Source organism: Streptomyces sp. GD-15H (genome assembly GCF_045291515.1).
GTDB lineage: Bacteria > Actinomycetota > Actinomycetes > Streptomycetales > Streptomycetaceae > Streptomyces.
The window spans coordinates 5,041,139-5,058,165 of the sequence record NZ_CP149447.1 but is presented as its reverse complement, the minus strand read 5'-3'; the positions used below and the strand labels follow the sequence as shown (position 1 = coordinate 5,058,165).

General features: G+C 69.7%; 20 protein-coding genes and 1 pseudogene. 15 read left to right on the top strand and 6 right to left on the bottom strand.

The features are described 5' to 3' along the window. Nucleotides 1-343: 343 nt before the first annotated feature. From WJ438_RS24085 to WJ438_RS24075, 3 genes are all read left to right on the top strand, one after another. Complete coding sequence (locus WJ438_RS24085; protein ID WP_406727081.1) at nt 344-1,573, top strand: DUF3631 domain-containing protein; 1,230 nt, start codon at nt 344-346, stop codon at nt 1,571-1,573. Nucleotides 1,574-1,762: 189 nt separating this feature from the next. Beyond that, the gene (gene mobC / locus WJ438_RS24080) at nt 1,763-2,380 is read left to right on the top strand and encodes a plasmid mobilization relaxosome protein MobC (protein ID WP_406727080.1); all 618 of its coding nucleotides are present in this window, start codon (nt 1,763-1,765) and stop codon (nt 2,378-2,380) included. Further along, the gene (locus tag WJ438_RS24075) at nt 2,377-4,095 is read left to right on the top strand and encodes a relaxase/mobilization nuclease domain-containing protein (RefSeq protein WP_406727079.1); all 1,719 of its coding nucleotides are present in this window, start codon (nt 2,377-2,379) and stop codon (nt 4,093-4,095) included. Before mobC ends, WJ438_RS24075 begins: the two co-directional genes overlap by 4 nt. Here the strand turns inward: WJ438_RS24075 and WJ438_RS24070 are convergent, their stop codons facing one another. Then, entirely contained in the window at nt 4,096-4,641 is a 546-nt protein-coding gene (locus WJ438_RS24070; protein ID WP_406727078.1) for a flavoprotein, read from the bottom strand. Beyond that, nucleotides 4,638-5,909, bottom strand: a complete 1,272-nt coding sequence (locus tag WJ438_RS24065; RefSeq protein ID WP_406727077.1) for a helix-turn-helix domain-containing protein — start codon at nt 5,907-5,909, stop codon at nt 4,638-4,640. The genes WJ438_RS24070 and WJ438_RS24065 overlap by 4 nt, the downstream gene beginning before the upstream one ends. A gap of 176 nt (nt 5,910-6,085) precedes the next feature. Between WJ438_RS24065 and WJ438_RS24060 the strand changes: the two genes are divergently transcribed. The 7 genes and pseudogenes from WJ438_RS24060 (at nt 6,086) to WJ438_RS24030 (ending at nt 12,392) form a co-directional block, all read left to right on the top strand. Further along, entirely contained in the window at nt 6,086-6,529 is a 444-nt protein-coding gene (locus WJ438_RS24060; protein WP_406727076.1) for an ATP-binding protein, read from the top strand. Between the two features lie 32 nt (nt 6,530-6,561). Beyond that, a complete protein-coding gene (locus tag WJ438_RS24055) occupies nt 6,562-7,842 on the top strand; it encodes a UDP-N-acetylglucosamine 1-carboxyvinyltransferase (RefSeq protein WP_406729793.1) in 1,281 nt (426 codons plus the stop codon). After that, on the top strand, nt 7,839-9,074 hold the full coding sequence (locus WJ438_RS24050; protein WP_406727075.1) for a bifunctional metallophosphatase/5'-nucleotidase: 1,236 nt from the start codon (nt 7,839-7,841) through the stop codon (nt 9,072-9,074). Before WJ438_RS24055 ends, WJ438_RS24050 begins: the two co-directional genes overlap by 4 nt. Next, nucleotides 9,071-9,610, top strand: coding sequence for a dCTP deaminase (gene dcd / locus WJ438_RS24045; RefSeq protein WP_406727074.1), 540 nt, complete (start codon nt 9,071-9,073; stop codon nt 9,608-9,610). The genes WJ438_RS24050 and dcd overlap by 4 nt, the downstream gene beginning before the upstream one ends. Further along, on the top strand, nt 9,607-10,143 hold the full coding sequence (locus WJ438_RS24040; RefSeq protein WP_406727073.1) for a dCTP deaminase domain-containing protein: 537 nt from the start codon (nt 9,607-9,609) through the stop codon (nt 10,141-10,143). The genes dcd and WJ438_RS24040 overlap by 4 nt, the downstream gene beginning before the upstream one ends. Next, nucleotides 10,140-11,254: pseudogene (locus WJ438_RS24035) on the top strand (glycosyltransferase family 4 protein). The gene WJ438_RS24040 and the pseudogene WJ438_RS24035 overlap by 4 nt, the downstream one beginning before the upstream one ends. 94 nt (nt 11,255-11,348) lie before the next feature. Further along, complete coding sequence (locus WJ438_RS24030) at nt 11,349-12,392, top strand: serine hydrolase domain-containing protein (RefSeq protein WP_406727072.1); 1,044 nt, start codon at nt 11,349-11,351, stop codon at nt 12,390-12,392. A 104-nt stretch (nt 12,393-12,496) separates the two neighbouring features. Here WJ438_RS24030 and WJ438_RS24025 read toward each other — a convergent pair whose 3' ends face one another. Next, the gene (locus WJ438_RS24025; protein WP_406727071.1) at nt 12,497-13,006 is read right to left on the bottom strand and encodes a DUF5994 family protein; all 510 of its coding nucleotides are present in this window, start codon (nt 13,004-13,006) and stop codon (nt 12,497-12,499) included. Nucleotides 13,007-13,043: 37 nt separating this feature from the next. Here WJ438_RS24025 and WJ438_RS24020 point away from each other — a divergent pair, with 37 nt between their 5' ends. The 5 genes from WJ438_RS24020 (at nt 13,044) to WJ438_RS24000 (ending at nt 15,072) form a co-directional block, all read left to right on the top strand. Then, on the top strand, nt 13,044-13,604 hold the full coding sequence (locus WJ438_RS24020) for a DUF5994 family protein (protein ID WP_406727070.1): 561 nt from the start codon (nt 13,044-13,046) through the stop codon (nt 13,602-13,604). 4 nt (nt 13,605-13,608) lie between these two features. Then, the gene (locus WJ438_RS24015; protein WP_406727069.1) at nt 13,609-13,833 is read left to right on the top strand and encodes a hypothetical protein; all 225 of its coding nucleotides are present in this window, start codon (nt 13,609-13,611) and stop codon (nt 13,831-13,833) included. Nucleotides 13,834-13,940: 107 nt separating this feature from the next. Beyond that, nucleotides 13,941-14,201, top strand: a complete 261-nt coding sequence (locus WJ438_RS24010; RefSeq protein WP_406727068.1) for a hypothetical protein — start codon at nt 13,941-13,943, stop codon at nt 14,199-14,201. Nucleotides 14,202-14,283: 82 nt separating this feature from the next. Beyond that, a complete protein-coding gene (locus WJ438_RS24005) occupies nt 14,284-14,556 on the top strand; it encodes a hypothetical protein (protein WP_406727067.1) in 273 nt (90 codons plus the stop codon). 324 nt (nt 14,557-14,880) lie between these two features. Then, nucleotides 14,881-15,072: a hypothetical protein gene (locus WJ438_RS24000; RefSeq protein WP_406727066.1), complete on the top strand. Its 192-nt coding sequence runs from the start codon at nt 14,881-14,883 to the stop codon at nt 15,070-15,072. A gap of 196 nt (nt 15,073-15,268) precedes the next feature. Here WJ438_RS24000 and WJ438_RS23995 read toward each other — a convergent pair whose 3' ends face one another. From WJ438_RS23995 to WJ438_RS23985, 3 genes are all read right to left on the bottom strand, one after another. Next, on the bottom strand, nt 15,269-15,481 hold the full coding sequence (locus WJ438_RS23995; protein ID WP_406727065.1) for a hypothetical protein: 213 nt from the start codon (nt 15,479-15,481) through the stop codon (nt 15,269-15,271). Continuing rightward, a complete protein-coding gene (locus WJ438_RS23990; protein ID WP_406727064.1) occupies nt 15,471-15,842 on the bottom strand; it encodes an STAS domain-containing protein in 372 nt (123 codons plus the stop codon). Before WJ438_RS23990 ends, WJ438_RS23995 begins: the two co-directional genes overlap by 11 nt. A gap of 308 nt (nt 15,843-16,150) precedes the next feature. Then, the gene (locus WJ438_RS23985) at nt 16,151-16,702 is read right to left on the bottom strand and encodes a DUF5994 family protein (protein ID WP_406727063.1); all 552 of its coding nucleotides are present in this window, start codon (nt 16,700-16,702) and stop codon (nt 16,151-16,153) included. Between the last annotated feature and the right edge of the window lie 325 nt (nt 16,703-17,027).

Here is a 17,027-nt window from a genome sequence, read left to right as displayed (position 1 = left end):
ACCCCAGATGGAGACACCGTCCCCGGAGGTGGGGACCGGCCGTCCTTCTGCTGCGGATCAACGTGGGGACCGCCGCACCGAGGAAGCGGGAACGGAGCACGGTCCCCGAGGTGAGTTCGGTCCCCGGTCCCCCGACGGCGGGGACCGGAAAGCACCAAACAGCGGAAACTCGCTGGTAGGCAGCCCGGGGGCCGGGGACCGTGGCGGCGGTCCCCAGGGGACCGCCGCGGGGACCGGTCTCCGCAGTGCTGAGGCGACGGTCCCCGATCCCCGGCCTTCGCCGGGGACCGCCGCCAGGCCAGGGACCGAGGAACCCGAATCGGGGACCGAGCGGGCGGGGACCGTGCTCCCCGTCGACGGCTCGGGGACCGGGAATCGAGAGGGGACCGATCCCTGTGCGTCGGGAGACGGGGCCGCGGTCCTGGACGAGCTGCGAGGGGCGATCGGCCGATACGTGGTGCTGCCCAGCGAGGAAGCGCTGACTGCGGTGACCTTGTGGGTGGCGGCCACACACATCCAGTCTGTCCTCCAGCACGCACCACGGCTCGCCGTGGTGGGACCGACGAAGGGGTGCGGCAAGTCCCGTCTGCTGGACGTCCTCCACGAGACGGTGCACAGGCCGATGATGACGGTGAACACGTCGCCGGCCGTGGTCTTCCGTGTCATCGGAAAGAACCCGCCGACGCTGCTGGTGGACGAGGCAGACACCATCTTCGGCCCGAAGGCTGGCGACAAAGAGGACCTGCGCGGCCTGCTGAACGCCGGCCACCAGCGCAACCGTCCCGCCTGGCGGATCTCCGGACCGGAGCAGAAGCCGACCTCGTTCCCCACCTTCGCCATGGCTGCCCTGGCCGGCATCGGCGACCTGCCCGACACGATCATGGATCGTGCCGTGGTGCTGCGCATGCAAAAGCGCAAGCCTGGTGAGCGGATCACCCCGTTCCGCTCGCGCCACTCAGTCCCCGAACTGAACACCGTGCGCGACCGACTGGCTGCCTGGCTGACCCCGCTGCGGGGGACCGCAGCCAGGTCGGTGCCACAGATGCCGGTCGAGGACCGGGCCGCGGACACCTGGGAGCCCTTGGTGACCGTGGCCGACCTGGCTGGCAGTCACTGGCCGGACCAGGCCCGGGCAGCCTGCCTGGCCATGACCCGCAGCGAAGTCCTCCAGGACGAGCAGACCACCCTCAAAACACGGTTGCTGCGGGACATCCGCCGCGTCTTCGACACGGAAGACACAGAGGTCCTGCGCACCCAGGACATGCTCGCCGCGCTCGTCCAGGACGCCGAGGCCCCGTGGGCCGAGTATGGCGCCAACGGCCTCAACGCCTACCACCTCGGCAACCTGCTGCGGGACTTCGGCATCAGCTCCGCCAACCACCGCTTCGACAACGGCCGTCAGGCCAAGGCCTACACGCGGAACAGATTCCTCGACGCCTGGGCCCGCTACTGTCCAGAACCCGCCGAGCCCGTGCCTGGGCACCAGCCACGGCGCACGGCCTACGCGACTCCTACGGGAAGCCTGCCCATCGGCCCGCCGGGCGGCCCTGCCGGACCCACGCGCGCCCGCTGACCCACCCGGCCGGGCATCCGTCCAGCTCCGTCGCGTCCGTCCCCGCGCAGGTCAACGCGGGGACGGACGTCGCCGCCGGGACGGACCTCTCCGTACCAGCACCCGCGTCCGTACCGGGTGTGACCAGCCACGCGACGGATGCAACGGACGCACCACAGACCACTGCCGCACGCGATCGGAGGCACCACCATGCCCGACAGCCACACCGATACGAGTCCCACCCACCGGGCAGCAAGGTATGCCGTTGGACCGTCCAAAGGTCGGTCCAACGGGAGATCCGCCCCGGGGGTGGCGGAGACTCTCGAGCGCCAGGGGGCGCCCGAGGAGGAACAGCGCGCCGAGGCCGCGGTCGTCGTCCTGCCGCGCGCCGCCGAAGCCGCCGCCCTGCACCGCATCGCCCGTCGCCGCAAGCGCAAAGACACCCAGCGCAAGGAACGCGTCGACGTGCGCTACAGCGTCGAAGAGAAGACCGCCATCCTCGCCAGGGCCCGGTCGCTCAACATCGCCGGCGCCCACTACGTGGGCGCCGTCGTCATGGCCCACATCCACGGCGACCTCGCCCTGCCAGGCCAACGCACGCCGCTGGACGACTACATCGACGAGCTGACCGCTCTGCGTGAGCAGGTCGCCAAGATCGGCAACAACGCCAATCAGATCGCCCGGAAGCTCAACTCCGGCGGCCATCCACATCCTGGGGATACCGCCACCCTGGCCCAGACCGAACGCACCCTGGGCGCGGTTCGTGATGCCATCAGCGAGATCGCGGCAGCCGCGAACCAGACCGTCACCAAGAAGGCAGCCCGGTGATCGCCAAGATCAGCAGCGGCAAGGACACGGCGGGCCTGATCCGCTACCTGTTCGACACCACGAAGGCCAAAGACCACACCGACCCCCACATCGTTGCCTCCTGGGACGGCTTCGCCCCCGACCCCGGCCGCACCGACGACTTCGCCGCGACGAAGAAGCTCCTGGTGGCTGACCTCGACCTGCGCGTCAAGCAAGCTCGCCGACTCGGCCGAGCGCCCGAGCGGCACGTCTGGCACTGCTCCCTCCGCGCCGCCACAACCGACCGCCACCTGAGCGACGAGGAGTGGGCCGACATAGCCCGCCGCGTTGTGGCCGCCACCGGCATCGCGCCACAGGACGACCCGGACGGCTGCCGTTGGGTCGCCGTCCGCCACGCTCCCGACCACATTCACATCGCCGCCCCCAAGGTCCGCGGCGACCTGCGCACCGCGCGCCACTGGAACGACTACCTCACCGCCGACCGCGAACTCGCCACCATTGAGAAGGAATACGGCCTCTTCCAAGTCGTCCGCGGAGACCGCACCGCCGCCAAGCGAACCTCCCGCGCCGAACAGGAAAAGGCACGCCGCCAAGGCCAGGACAAGCCGGCTCGCGAACGCCTGCGCACCATCGTCCGCACCGCCGTGGCCGCCACCACCAGCACCGAGGAGTTCATCCGCCTGCTCAGCCACACCGACGGCGTGCTGGTCGAAGTCGTGTACTTCCCTTCCGGCGACATACGCGGCTACAAGGTCGCCAGCGAAGACACCACCACCGCCGACAAGGAACCCATCTGGTTCTCCGGCTCTGAGCTCGCCCCGGACCTGTCCTTCCCTAAGATTCGATCACGCCTGGAGGCCGTTGGCCCGCAGCCGACCATCCAGCCGGGCAGGCGCAGACCCAACCCCTGGCACCAGGCCACCGCCGCCACCGAACGCATCCCCCACCACCTCACCGGGAACGACGACCGAGCCTCCCAGGCCCACCTCGCCGCCTTCGGCGAAGCCCTCGACGCCCTGCCCCTCCTCGCCCCCGCAGCCATCCGCGCCCAGCTCCGCGAGGCGGCCTCCGCGTTCGAGCGTGCCACCCGCTCCCGCATCCAGGCCGAACACCACCACGCCCACGCCCTGCGCAGCGCCGTACGAGCGATGCTTCGCGAGCCCGCGCCCAGGGACGGCACGGCTCTGGCGATGTTCCTCGACGCCGCGGTCCTCGTCGCCATAGTCGCCGCCCGCTGGCACCAGCTCCGCCACCACGACCAGCAGGTCGCCGCCGCCCAGCAGACCCTGCTCCGCCTCCAAGCCGCCTACGACCAGGCCGCAGCCGCGCCCCTGGCCGCCCTCGTCCAGCGCCGACCGCCCCAACAGACAGTGGACCGGCACATCCACCACATCCGTCGGGCCGTGCCCGAGCACGCGGAGGAGGTCCTCGCAGACCCCGCTATCGACGCCCTCACCGCCGCGCTCGTTGAAGCGGAAGCACTCGGCCACGACCCAGAGCGACTCCTCAGACAGGCTGCTGACCAACGTGCCCTGGATGACGCCCGCTCCCCCACAAGGACCTTGGCCTGGCGTATACAGCGCTTCAACGCACGGCCGGCGCCCAGCGCACGCGACCGCGCAGCACAGGCCCGCAGCGCAGCACGGTCCAAAGGGGCACCACAGCACCCCAGCGCTCCGGCACACGAAACAACCGCCGTCTCGCCCCTGTCACCGCCGCAAGCACGTCGGCGCTGATTACGACCGTGCGGACAGCCTGGGAGCAAGCAACTCCAGCGCTTCCTCCCAGTGGTAGCGGTCGGCTCCGCCGCCGGCCTTCGGCCGGTGAGGCTCGTACGAGCCGATCAGGACGCCCATCTCGCGCAGCCGGTCCAGGCTCTGGCGGTACGCGGGGTGGGCGGCCTGGGCGGAGTTCAGGTACGGCAGCACGGCGACCGGGACGCCCATGGCGGGCGCTTCGCACAGGATGCCCAGCGCGAGGTTGTCGGAGATCCCGGCGGCCCACTTGTTGACCGTGTTGAAGGTGGCCGGGGCGACCGCGATCGCATCCGCGAGCCGGGGCGGGCGGGGTTCGCCCGGTGATCGCCAGACCGAGCGGATGGGGCGGCCGGTCTGGGCCTCGACCGCCTCTACGTCAAGGAAGCCGAGTCCTTGGGGCGTGGCGATGACGCCGACGTCCCAGTGCCGCTCCTCTGCTGCGGTGATCAGTCGGCCGACGTCGGCGGCGACCCCGGCCGCGCAGACCACGATCTGGAGGAACGGCTTGTCGGGCTGGTCACTCACGCGGGCGCTCCCAGTTGGCGGCTGAAGTGGTGCAGCTCGGGCAGTGCCCGGCGGCGGTCGCGGGCTGCCAGGTCGGCGACCAGTTCGCGTACGGCCGGGCGGCGGACGTCTTGTGCCGCGCAGCTCTCGGCGATGCGCAGGGCCTGGTAGCCGTCGGCGAGTCTGCCCTGCTGACTGTAGGCGCGGGCGGCCTCCACCCACAGGGCGGCCCGGCGCTCGGGGACGGGAATGTGCCGCCGCATGAGGGGCCGTGCGGTGTGCAGAGCGATGCCGGCGTCGCCGAAGGAGACGGCCGCGCTGACCTCGTGCAGGGCGACGTTGGTGGGGCTGAAGTTCGCCCAGGCGTCCGGCCGGTCGAAGGCGACGTAACGGGCCACCTCCTGGGCCTCGGTGAGGAAGTCCTGGGTGGTGTCGCGGTCGCCGTTCCTGCTGGCGGCAGTCGCCCCGCGGAGCAACAGCAGGCCGACCGCCGCCAGGTACCGGGGCGAGCGCTGGTCGTAGGAGCCGGTGAGCTGGTCGGCAGTGTGACGGACCATGTTCACGGCCTGGGCGGTGTGCTTCTCCCGCACGAGCACGTGGGCGTGAACGCGAACGCTGGCGGCGAGGACGACAGGGTCCCCGGACCGTTCCGCCTCGGCCATGGCCCGACCGGCCGCGAGCCAGGCGTTGCCCTGGTCGGCTCGCTTCAGCAACAGGCTCACCGACGTCTGGTAGGCGGTCGCGAGCAACCCGGACGCCTCCGTCGAGCCGGATGAGCCGCCGGCGGCCTGGCGCAGGTCGGTGATCAAGTCCGGCAGGGTCTGCTCCAGTTCCGCGTAGTCGCACGTGCAGAACATCCGGCGTACGGACCGTGTCCGCTCCCGCAGCTCGTCGATGCCCAGGGCTCGACCGGTGGCGGCGGGGCTCGTGCCCGGCAGCAGGACCTGGATCAGGTCGTGCTGCGCTGCGGCCGGCGTCGGTGGAGCCGCGAGCGCGGCGACGCTCGCGGCAAGGAAGGTGCGGCGGTGCATGTCCTCGGTTCCAAGGTCGGCGGGGCTGGCGTCGGGGGCGGCGGCGAGGCCGAGACGTGGCGGTGGAATGTCCAGTACCTGCGCGATCTCGCGCAGCACGCGTACGTCCTCCGTGCCTCTGCCGCTCTCCAGGCGGCTCACCTTCGACTGGTGGTAGCCCAGTGCGGTGGCAACGTCCTTTTGCGAGCGCCGCTGTAACACGCGGGCCTGACGGATCACTTCGCCGATCCGTCTCGCTTCACTCTGTACCTCGGCCATCTGTGCTACGGCCCCTTCTGCCGTCGCCGATCCTGCCTGCCCAACCGAGCGTAGCCGAGCGGCGATTGGCCCTGATGCAGCTGCTGCATAAGTGATGCAGCCCCAGCACACGGCGTAGTCCCGACTGCCTCTGGAGCGGTTGCGTAGAGCAGCCACACCGATCCAGGAGGCAGCTCGTGACAGCGCACCGGTTCGCTCTCTCCGTACCCGCCACACCGACCGCGGTCACCGCCGCCCGGCACCAGGCCGTGGACGCGATAAAGGGTTGGGACGCGGCGCTGAGCAACGAGGTGGTGCACACCGCCGAACTCGTGATCAGCGAGTTCGTCACCAATGCGGTCCGGCACTCCGAGGCCGACCCGGTCTCCCTGTCCGTCCGCCTCGACGGGAAGGCATTGCGGATCGAAGTCTGCGACGTCTGCCCGGAGATGCCCCAGCCAGGTCTCCCGGATCCGTACAGCGAGAGCGGCCGAGGTCTGTTCCTCGTCGTCGTTCTCACAGACCGGTACGGCGTCGAACCGACGGCGATCGGCAAGCGCTGCTGGGCCGAGATCGACCTGCCCACCAGCCCGGACCAGCAGATCGCCTTCTCCCTTCTTTCCCAGAGGAGTTGCTGGTGACGACGACTCATGCCCCCGGCGTGGCCGCCGAGGTGATCGCCGTACGCCCGGGTCCACCGCTCACCGGCACCGTGACCGTCGACGGCTCCAAGAACGCCGCCCTCCCGCTGCTGGCCGCCGCGGCCACCCTCGGTTGTCCGGTGCGGCTGAGCAACATCCCGGCCAACACGGACGTCCAGATCATGCTCGCGCTGCTACAGCAGTCGGGCTGGCACGTCGCCCAGCCCGGCGGGGAGCTGGCCACTGCGGTGATCCTGCCGACAGAGAGCCGACACACGCACCCCGACCTGCCGCAGGCCGCCCGTATCCGGGCCTCGTACTACCTGGTGCCCGCCCTGCTCGCCAGGCACGGCAAAGCCCGGCTGCCGTGGCCGGGAGGCTGCCGGATCGGCACACGCGGCATGGACCTGCACTTCAAGGTGTACGAGGCATTCGGCGACCGAAGCGTCGTGGACGACACCGGATACCACGTCGAGGCCACGCCGCACCGCACCGACACCGTGTCCCTGATGCTGCCGTTCCGCTCGCGCGGGGCGACGGTGGCCGCCATGCTCCGGGCCGTCACCACCGGACGGCCTCTGCGGCTGGGCGATCCCAATCTCTCGCCGGAGGTGCTGTATGTGCTGGAGGCCCTGCACACGGCGGGCTGGGAGGTCTGGGCCGGCGAACGCCTGCTCACCATCTCGCCGCCGTCCTCGGCACCGAGCGATGTCGCATGGGTGGTGCCGGGGGACAAGGTGGAGGCAGGGACGCTGGCCTGCGCAGTCGCCGTCAGTGGCGGAAGTACGCGCATCGAAGGCGCGCGTGCCGACGACCTTGGCCCCCTCGTGGCAGCTCTGCGCCAACTGGGAATCTCCGTCTGCAGCGAAGCGAACACTCTCACCGTGAACGCCCAGGACAGCCCCGTGGCCAGCCACCCCCTACGGGCCATCGCCTCGCTCAGCCCCGGCGGCCTGGACGCCGACTTCGAACCACCGCTCATGGCACTGGCCCTCAGCCTGCCGGGCACCCACTTGTTCGCCGACGCCATCAACCCCGGCCGCCACAGCAATCTGCTGCCGCAGCTGGCCCGCCTTGGCGCGGTCATCGAGGAGATCTCCCCCACCGAGTGCCGCCTGACCGGTCCCCAGCGACTGACCGGGACGGGTGTGGAGGCCGTCGACATCCGCACCGGATCCGCTCTCATCGTCGCCGGCCTCACCGCCCAGGGCGTGACCACCCTCGGCGGCCTCGACCAGCTCCGCCGCGGACACGCTGACCTGCCCGGCAAGCTCCACACCCTGGGCGCCGACGTCTGCGAGGTCACCCCATGACCGGCATCCGCGCCCTGCGCCAGATCGTGTCCACCACCGACGTCCACTCCACCCTGGACAACGCCGCGCCCTTCCTCACCCACCTCCACGACCTCCGCCCCACCTCGCTCATCGTGGACTGCGGCGACTTCTTCGAAGGCTCCGGCTACTACCGCCTCGCCCACGGCGCGATCGAACGCGAGATCCTGCTCAAGCTGTACGACGTACTGGCCCCCGGCAACCACGGCTGGCCCCACCACTTCGAACCCGAGCTCCACCGGCTCACCGTCTGTGCCAACGCCGTCGACGCCGAGACCGGCGACGCACTCTTCCGCCGCCTTCACATCGCCGAAATCGGTGGCCGACGCGTCGGTGTAACCGCCGTGATCGGGCAGCAGGCTTTCCACTCGATCCCCGCTGCCCAGCGAGCCGGCCACCGCGTCACCGATCCGGTTCAATCCCTGCGTGAGCTGATGCTCGCCCATCACCACGAGGTGGACGGCTGGGTGCTGCTCAGCCATTCCGGGTTTGAGGAGGACCTCGAACTGGCGGCGACCTGCCCGTTCCTCGACGTGATCTTCGCCGGGCACTGCCACAGCAACCGATACGGCCCCCTCCGCGTGGGGGACACCCTCGTCGTCAAGGGCCGCGAACTCGCGGACGGCTACGCGATTGCCACGCCTGTCGGCGCGGGCTGGGGTGTCGGCACCACTCACTTTCCGGACCACCCGCCAGGCGCCGTACCTGCGGAAATCGCAGACGTGACAGCACGTATCGGCGAAGTCGGGGAGCAACTGCACGAGGTTCTCGGACAGGTCCGAACGGCCTTCCGCCGCCAGGCCCTCGACCGGCGCGGTGTGCTACTCGACCTCACCGCCCGCTTGCGCACAGCACTTGGCGCAGACGCGGTCATCCTCAACGAGACCGCGCTGCGCGCCGTCCCACTCGGTGACACCCTCACCCTGGGCGACCTGCTCTCCATCGAACCGTTCGCCAACCAGCTGGTGCACGTCCACGTTCCGGAGCCGGATCGCCGCGACCTCCGTGGTCTGCTCGCGCGTTTGACCGCCCAGGACGGCCCCCTCGTCACTGACCCTGAGCCTCTGCCGGACTTCATCACCACCGTTCTGACCACCGGCTACCTCGCCGAGAACCACCTTGGCGAACGCACCTACGAAGCCGGCCTGCGCCTGGACCAGGCCCTCCAGCACGTCCTCACCGCTCCCGACACCGCGGATGGAGACAAGCAGTGATCCTCACCGGCCCCGAGATCGAGGCAGCTGTCCACGACGGCCGCCTCCGCATCGCCCCCTTCGCCGCCGACCAGGTCAACCCCAACAGCTACAACGTCCGGCTCGGCCCCACCCTGATCACCTACACCGGCAAGGTCCTGGACGCCCACCGCCCCAACCCCACCCGCGAGAACACTATCGGCCCGGACGGGCACGTCCTCCAGCCCGACGAGCTCTACCTCGGCCACACCCTTGAAGAGGTCGGCTCCGACACCTTCGTCCCGCTGCTCTTCGGCCGCTCCTCCGTCGGCCGGCTCGGCCTGTTCGTCGAGATCACCGCCCCCATCGGCGACATCGGCTTCCACGGCCAGTGGACCCTCATGCTCACCCCGACCCGCCCGCTGCGGGTGTACGCGGGCATGAAGATCGGGCAGATCATGTTCTTCGTCTCCACCGGCCCCATCGACCTCTACCGCGGCAAATACCAGGCCGCCACGGGCCCTCAGCCATCGGCCTACTGGCGCGACGTCACAAAACTTCGGGCGGTGGCTTCGTGATCCTCACAGGACCCGGCATCGCCGCCGCCATTCAGACCGGTGAGATCACCATCGACCCGTACGATCCCGCCCGCCTCTCCCCGAACGCCTACGACTGGCGTCTCGGCGACACAATCCGCATCTGCGACGGCGACCTCGACGCCGCCACCCCCACCGCCTTCACCGAGCAGCCCATCCCCGCCATCGGCCTGCTGTTGCAGCCCGGGATGCTCTACCTCGGCGTCACGTTGGAGAGGACCGGCTCGGAGACGTACGCCCAGATGCTCAACGGCGACCGCACCATCGGCGCCCTCGGCATTTGGGTCCACGTCTCGGCCCCGCTCGGCCACCAGGGCCACGCCATCCGCTGGACCCTGGAGATCCGCGCTGCCCGGCCCGTGCGCGTCTACCCGGGGATGACCTTCGGCAAGCTCGTGTTCCTCACCGCCTTCGGCGCCCCGGCCAGCTACCAGCAGCAGCCCGCCAAGTACGCGGCAACGGACGGCATCGACATCTCCCGCCTCTACGAAGAGATCCACGGAGGAGTCCTGTGAGCCCCCGCTCGGCCGGCGGTCCGCTGACCGCCACCTTCCTGGACCTGCCCGTTGGAAGCCCCGGCGGCAGCGTTGAACTCTTCCTCGACCTCTACACCGGCGACCGCCCGCTCATCCCTGCCCGCGCGTTCATGCTGGGTCGGTCCAACCCCACGCACCGCGTCCCCGCCGGACTCGACCTGCTGCCCGTTGCCGGAAAGTGCCTGGAGGGGCCAGCTTCGGCCGCTACGTCGCAGTGTTGCGAAGGGCTCTCGCCGCAGCGATCGACCCAGCCCAGATCGGCGTCCTGCATCTCCAGCACCTCGCTTTCGGCGCCACCCCCGCCCTGATCCGGGCCCTGCCCCTGCACCCCCGCATCGCCCTGGTCCACGGCACAGACCTGATTTTCGCCGAAGCCCACCGCGACCAGCTCCAGGTCCTACGCGAGACCGCGAGGGCGGCCGATGCGATCGTCGTGCCCACAGGAGCGATGGCCGACCACCTGCTCAAGCTCGCCCCTCAGATCGACCGACGCAAGATCACTCACATCCCCTGGGGAATCCCCGACCACCTGCTCAGTGCCCCGCCGACCCGGCCCACCCGCACCTCCAGCAGCCACCTACGTCTGCTGTACGCGGGACGCCTGACTGCCGAGAAGGGCGTCGGATCCCTGATCAGGAGCCTGCCCTCGGTACCAGGCGTCGAGCTGAGCGTCGCCGCCCCCAGAGCCCAGTTCCACGCCATGGCCCCGCTCCTGCAACGGGTCGGCGTCAGGGCCCGCTACCTCGGCTGGCTCCGCCGCCCACAACTGTGGAAGGCATTCGCCGAACACGACGTACTGGTCATGCCGTCCACCACTCTGGAGGCCATGGGTCTGGTCGCCCTGGAGGCACAAGCCTGCGGACTGCCGGTCCTTTACCAACCCGTACCCGGGCTCAGCGAAGCCCTCGCCGCTTCCGGCGTCGCCACCGACTTCACCCACTCCACCGCCCTGACCCGTGACCTCGACCGACTGCGCACCTCCCCTGGCCTGTTGTCCTCCCTGCGGCAGGCGGGCTACGCGAACGCGGCGCGCTATCCGCTTTCAACAACCGCACAATCCCTGAACGCCCTCGGCCGCCAACTCACCTGAACTGCCTTCCACGCGGCACGACACGTCGCTGCCCTGCCCACTCCGTGAACGTCACTACGCTGACCGGCGGGATGCCCCGACGAAGAGGGAGAGCATGACGTATAACAGCGACCGCATCGAAGCCCTGCTGGACGAGGGCGTCCGCGACAAGGTGTACCCCGGAGCCGTATGGGCCGTCGGCGACGCCACCGGCATCCGCGTCCAAGGCACCACTGGCGTCCTCGACCCCGACGAGCCAGACGTGCCGATGCGTCCCGACACCGTCTTCGACGCCGCCAGTCTGACCAAAATCGTCGCCGTGTGGTCCTCCATCGGCGTTCTGTGGGAGGACGGCGTCCTCGACCTCGACCAGTCGCTCGGCGGCTTCTGGCCCGAGGTCACCGGCCATCCGCTCGGCACCGTGACCGCCCGACAGCTGCTGACGCACACAGCCGGCCTTCCCCTACGGGCCCAGCTGAAGAACCTCTACGGCACCAACCAGGACGACATCCGCCGAGGCGTGCTGCACGAGCAACTCCACCGGTCTCCCGGCGAGGCTGTCGAGTACACCGACCGGGCTGCCCTCATCCTCGGCTACCTCGCTGAACACCTCTCCGGCCAACCATTGGACCAGCTGGCTAGCGCCCGCACCTGGCATCCCTTGGGTATGAACTCCACCCGCTTCGGCCCACTGCCCGCTGAAATCGCCGCCCGCTGCGCACCAACCGAACTCGATCAGGACACCGATACTCACCTGAAGGGAACGGCCCACGACTTCTCCACACGCCTCCTAGGCGGAGTCTGCGGCATCGCCGGCGTCTTCACCGTCCTCGACGACCTCGCCGCTTTCCTGCGTTACATGCTCGCCCCTGCCGCATTCCAGGCCGGTGTCGGCTTCGGCACTGAGTGGACCACCTGCTCCCTAGCCCTCCAGACCGGTGAACTACAGCCTGCCCGGGGTCTGTTCTGGCACCCGGCGCCTGGCGCCACTGCCGAGCAGGACGTCTGGGTCCACTACGGCTTCACCGGCACAGGTATGTGGATCTCACCCGCTCAGGGCCGGTGGGCGGCACTCCTGACCAACAAGCTCTACTACACAAGGGATCGTCAGCCATTGACCGAGGTTCGCAATGCCTTCCGTGAGCTCGCCTTCAGCTGATGTATCAAAGCGGGGCCCAGGCCGCGTCCCGACGCCCAGCACCTGATGTCGATCACAGCGTTGTCTGCCACCTGCGAGATAACCGGCCGTATCCGGACACCCGGTCATCGACAATGCACGAAGGTCAGTGGACGCGCAGTGCGATGGGGTGTGTCCAGCGAGTGGTGTAACTCGCCGGTCCGAGGGGCCTCCGCGGGGATCGGGTGTGCCTGATGGGTGCCGGTGTCGATGAGGATCTGTGCGGCATGGATGACGTTGTCGGCCCGGACGGCGCCGGCCATCGCGGCACGGGCGGCATCGGGTGTCGCGTGCGGCGGGACCACGAGAAGGGAGAAGTGGTCCTGGTCGCCCCGAGTGATCAGGACGGTGCCCTCACCGACCGGGAAGGAGTCGATATGGATGACCTGGTCGTCGATGACCAGGCGTGTGGGAAGTTCACCCCGTGCGGCCGCCGCACCGGCTGCGCTCGCCGGCGGTTCCGGACGCGTTGCCTCTCGGTGAAACGCCTGCTCACGCGCACGTCCCGGGGCCTCGGAGCGGCGTAGAGTGAAAGGACCGTGAGTACTTCGCACACCGGCCACCATGTCGGTGTCGTTCCCGGCGAGCAACGACACCGGTCTCCAAGAGGAGGCTCGGGGACAGGTCCGCGTCATGACCGCGACCATCGAACCCACGATCATCAAAGAACGCCTGCCTTCGGCGTCGGCCCGGCTGTCCCTGGCCCCGACCGGCTCGGTTCCAGGTCTCCTGGACGGTGCCTGGTGGCCCTGCTCCCGTGATCTCCTCCGGGAGATCCCCACTCTGACGGACGCGCTGGACGCGTGCTGGGGTCGGATCACCCACGTCACCGTGAACCCGGCCCACTGGCCCGTCATCCCGCACAAGGTCCCCGTCACGGGGCACACGGTGCATGTCGGCTGGTTCGCCGACGAGCAGGACCCGAACAAAGTGATCCTCCTCTCCTACACGGTGGGCCGCCTGGACCTGCTGGTGATCCCTCCGGAGACGGAGCCGGCCGCCGCCGCCCGGCTGATGGCAGCAGCGACCGTTCCGGGAGGTATCCGCACCGCCGGCGGTCTGATGGCCGACGAGGCCATGAGCCACGACGCGACAGAGGCTCGGAGCCGGGAAGAGGAATGGGAGACCGACGGCGGAGCCGCTTCGGCGGCCGGAGCCGCGATCGGGATCTTGAGTTCCGCCCTGAGGAGGTGAGGACGTGGAGACAGCCGTCACCGTCGCCGTGATCATCTTCGTGATCATCGCGGGGACGTTCCTGATCCACCGGCTCAACGCGCAGCATGACGAAAGGATCGGGGCGTTCCGCTACAGCGACGCCCTACCGGGAATCGGTCGGCGGACCCGTAGGAGCCCACGTGCGACCGCGCCGAAGGGCCCTCCTGCCGACGCCACACGCCGTGAGCGTCGAGAGGGGAGCCGCTGATGACGCAGACCTGCTTCCAGCCGGGGTGGGTATGGGGCGACGGCCGGCACACCCACCGACACGTCGCCCCCCCGATACACGTCGTCCTGTATGAGCAAGGGGGCACCATGAAGTCACCGGAACTGCCGTCGGCCGGGCACGCGGAGGTTCGTATCGTCGCCGCGGCCCCGGAGGCGGCTCGCCATGTCGCGGAGATTCTCCGCCGTTGTTTCGCCGCCACCGAAGCGCGCAGCTACCCCGCAGGCGCTGACGGCGGAACACGCCTCCACCTCACCGTGGACACCACGCGCATGGCGGAGCCGGTGCGCTCCTGGCTGTCGACCAGTCAGTCCTCCCGGGACGATCACACACAGCCGGACGAAATCTGAGGAGGTGGCCCTCAGCGGGGAAGGAGGATACCGCCCCAGACGTACGGGTTTCCGTCGGTACCGGCACGAGAGACAGGCGACCATGGCGACACTGCACGAGCGGCAGCACTACCGCGAAGCGATCATGAAGACCCTGTACGAGGCCATCGAGGGCAATCGCCTCCTCGGCCTCACCGGGGCGCAGCTGCGCGAGGACCTCGCCATGCCCGAGGAGGACCTGGCCGCCGCCTGCACGTACTTGGCGGCCGAAGGACTGATCCAGGTCGACTGGGCGCGAGGAAACACACCCGCGATGGTCACACTGACGCACAAGGGGATCCAGCTCATGGAGACCGAGGAGAAGGACAGTGACTGACACGGCACAGGCCGCCCTCAGGGCTCCTGCCGGTCACATGGCGGCCTTGTCCTCCCATATGACCGAAATGGCGTCACGGGCATACCCTGGTGAGTGGGTCGGCGCACTCTCACGTGCAACGACCCGGAAGGGCGGCCCCGGTGTGTACACGCCGGGGCCGTTGCGTCACCGGCAACTGCCACAGGGAGAAGGTGTGATCCACTCGGCCGATTTCCGCGGGTGACGCAACTACGACGTCGTTGACCCGAAGGGCCGAGAGATCAGCGCGCCGTCTACGTGGACGGCGAACAGCGACTGGCCCACCGCTGATGCCGGGAGGCTGACGTGGTGCTGTTTCTTCTGCTGCTCATCGTGGCGGTTGTGCTCGGCGTCATCGGGGCGCTCGGCAGGGACACGCTCTACCTGCTGATCATCGGGGTGATGGTGCTCATCGCCGACCTTGTCCTCCTCAGAACGCGGATGGGGCACAGCCGCAGGCCCCGCGTCCCTTGGGGCGGTCCAGGCCGCGGCGCTTGAGCCGGGTGTGGATGCCGGACAGGGCCTGGGCATCGTTCGTGGTGGCCGGAGTGGTGGCCACGTCCGTGATCACGTCGGCGCCGTTGGATGAGCAGGTCTCGGTGCGATGGGCGACGAACCCCTTCCAGCGGGTGGTCTGTCCCCGGCGGTCGTAGGGGGAGACGATCGCCGGGGCGAATCCGGCCCGCCGGATGTCTCAGGTGAGCCGCCGCAGAAACGTCTCTCGGCCCCGGTACTCCTCGCCGGGCCGCGCTCGGGAGGGCTCCACGTACAGATCGGCCAGGTCCTCCCGCAGGGTCTCGGCCTGCCAGCGGTTCAGTCGGCGAAGGCGTACCGCGTTCGCCGGGAACGGCGTGCTTCCCCGCGCCGCGGCGGGTGTTCCCGCCGGGGCGGGGCCGTCACAGCGCACCGTCCGCGGCGACGGGGATCCGACACGACGGTGCTCGAGCGGCGTGGATCGGGCGGAGCAGGAAGCCGGAGCCGGTGATCTCGATGACGCGGGCCGTGTTCTGGGGCGGATGGTGCAGTTGCAGGGTCGTTCCGGCGGCGATGGCGAGCCGGTGTGCCGTGAGGAAGGCGTTGAGTCCGCTGGCGTCGCAGAAGGTGACCGCCGTGAGGTCGACGTCGACGGTGCGGATGCCGTCGCGCAGGCACGCGGCCAGCGCAGCCCGCACCAGCGGGGCCGTGGCCAGGTCGATCTCTCCCGCGAGGGTGATCAGTGCACGGGTGTCGTGGTCATGCCGGTAGACGTTCAGTTGGGGAAGGGCCATGGCTCCTCGGTTCGGACGACCCGTCGGAGAGCGCCACGTGGCAGGGCCGGATCCGGCCCCTGGGGGCGTCCTGCCGATACGGGGTGCGCGCAGTGACGGGTTGAACGGCCGTCCGGCAGCCCGAGTTCACGAACGTGGTGGCCGGATCGGTTGTCCGGGGATGCACCGGGGGATCGGACGAGGGGTCCGCGCCCGGCGAGCATCGAGTCAAGTCGTGGTGCCCAGGGTCCGGGACGACCGTGGGAAGCGCAGTGCGCGGGCCAGGCGGGTGGATGTCCGGGAAGGAGCCGGCCTTCCGGGCTGCGCGATCAGTTCGGCGGCGGACCGGGAGCGTCGGCCGGTACGCCCGTCCGGCCGACGGGCGTGACGCCGGCGACGGCGAACATCCGTTCGGCGGCGGTGGCTGCGGGGATCCGTGGACGCGAGGCGGGATCGCGGACCATGTGCCCACCTTCGGAATCCCAGACCGCTTCCACGGCCCGGTCGGTCTCCGCCACCGTCCGCAGGAGCGCCGCCTCCTCCATCAAACGGCTCGCGGTCGCCATGCCCAGCGGGTCGCTCGCGGCGGCCATCAGCCACGCGGCCGAGACAGGGGTCGTCTGCGGCGGAACCACCAGCAGGTTCCAGCGGCCCACGCGGTACGAGAGCAGCAACAGCTCGTGCGGATCCTGCTCGGCCAGGAACCAGCCGACCTTCACCACATGCCCGGCCACGGGCACCTTGTGCGGGACGACCGGCCAGTGGACGGGATTCACCGTAACCCGGGTGATCCGCCCCCACAACGGATCGAGCACGGCCAGCAGTGAGGGGAGTTCCGCCTCGAGATCACGGGAGCGGGGCCACCAGGCGCCGTCCAGCAAAGCGGGTGCGGAACCGACGGGAGCCAGCGACAGACGCAGGTGCAGAGAGGAAGACCGGTCTTCGAACGTCGGCGGGGGGAAATGGTCGCAGTCATGACACGAACCCTGCCCCCGGCCGGTCACAACCGGCCCGGTGTCATCGATCGCCGAAAACGACACAAGCATGGAGGCCGGTGTGCGAAATACCCTCGGTACCTTCAGCGTACTCCTCGGACAATCCGAACGGACCGTGCGGCCGACGGAAGAACCGCCCCCTACGCCCTTCCCCGGAACCGTCGTCCCAAGACAGCGGCGGACATCCCACTGCCGCACAACAGGGGAACGA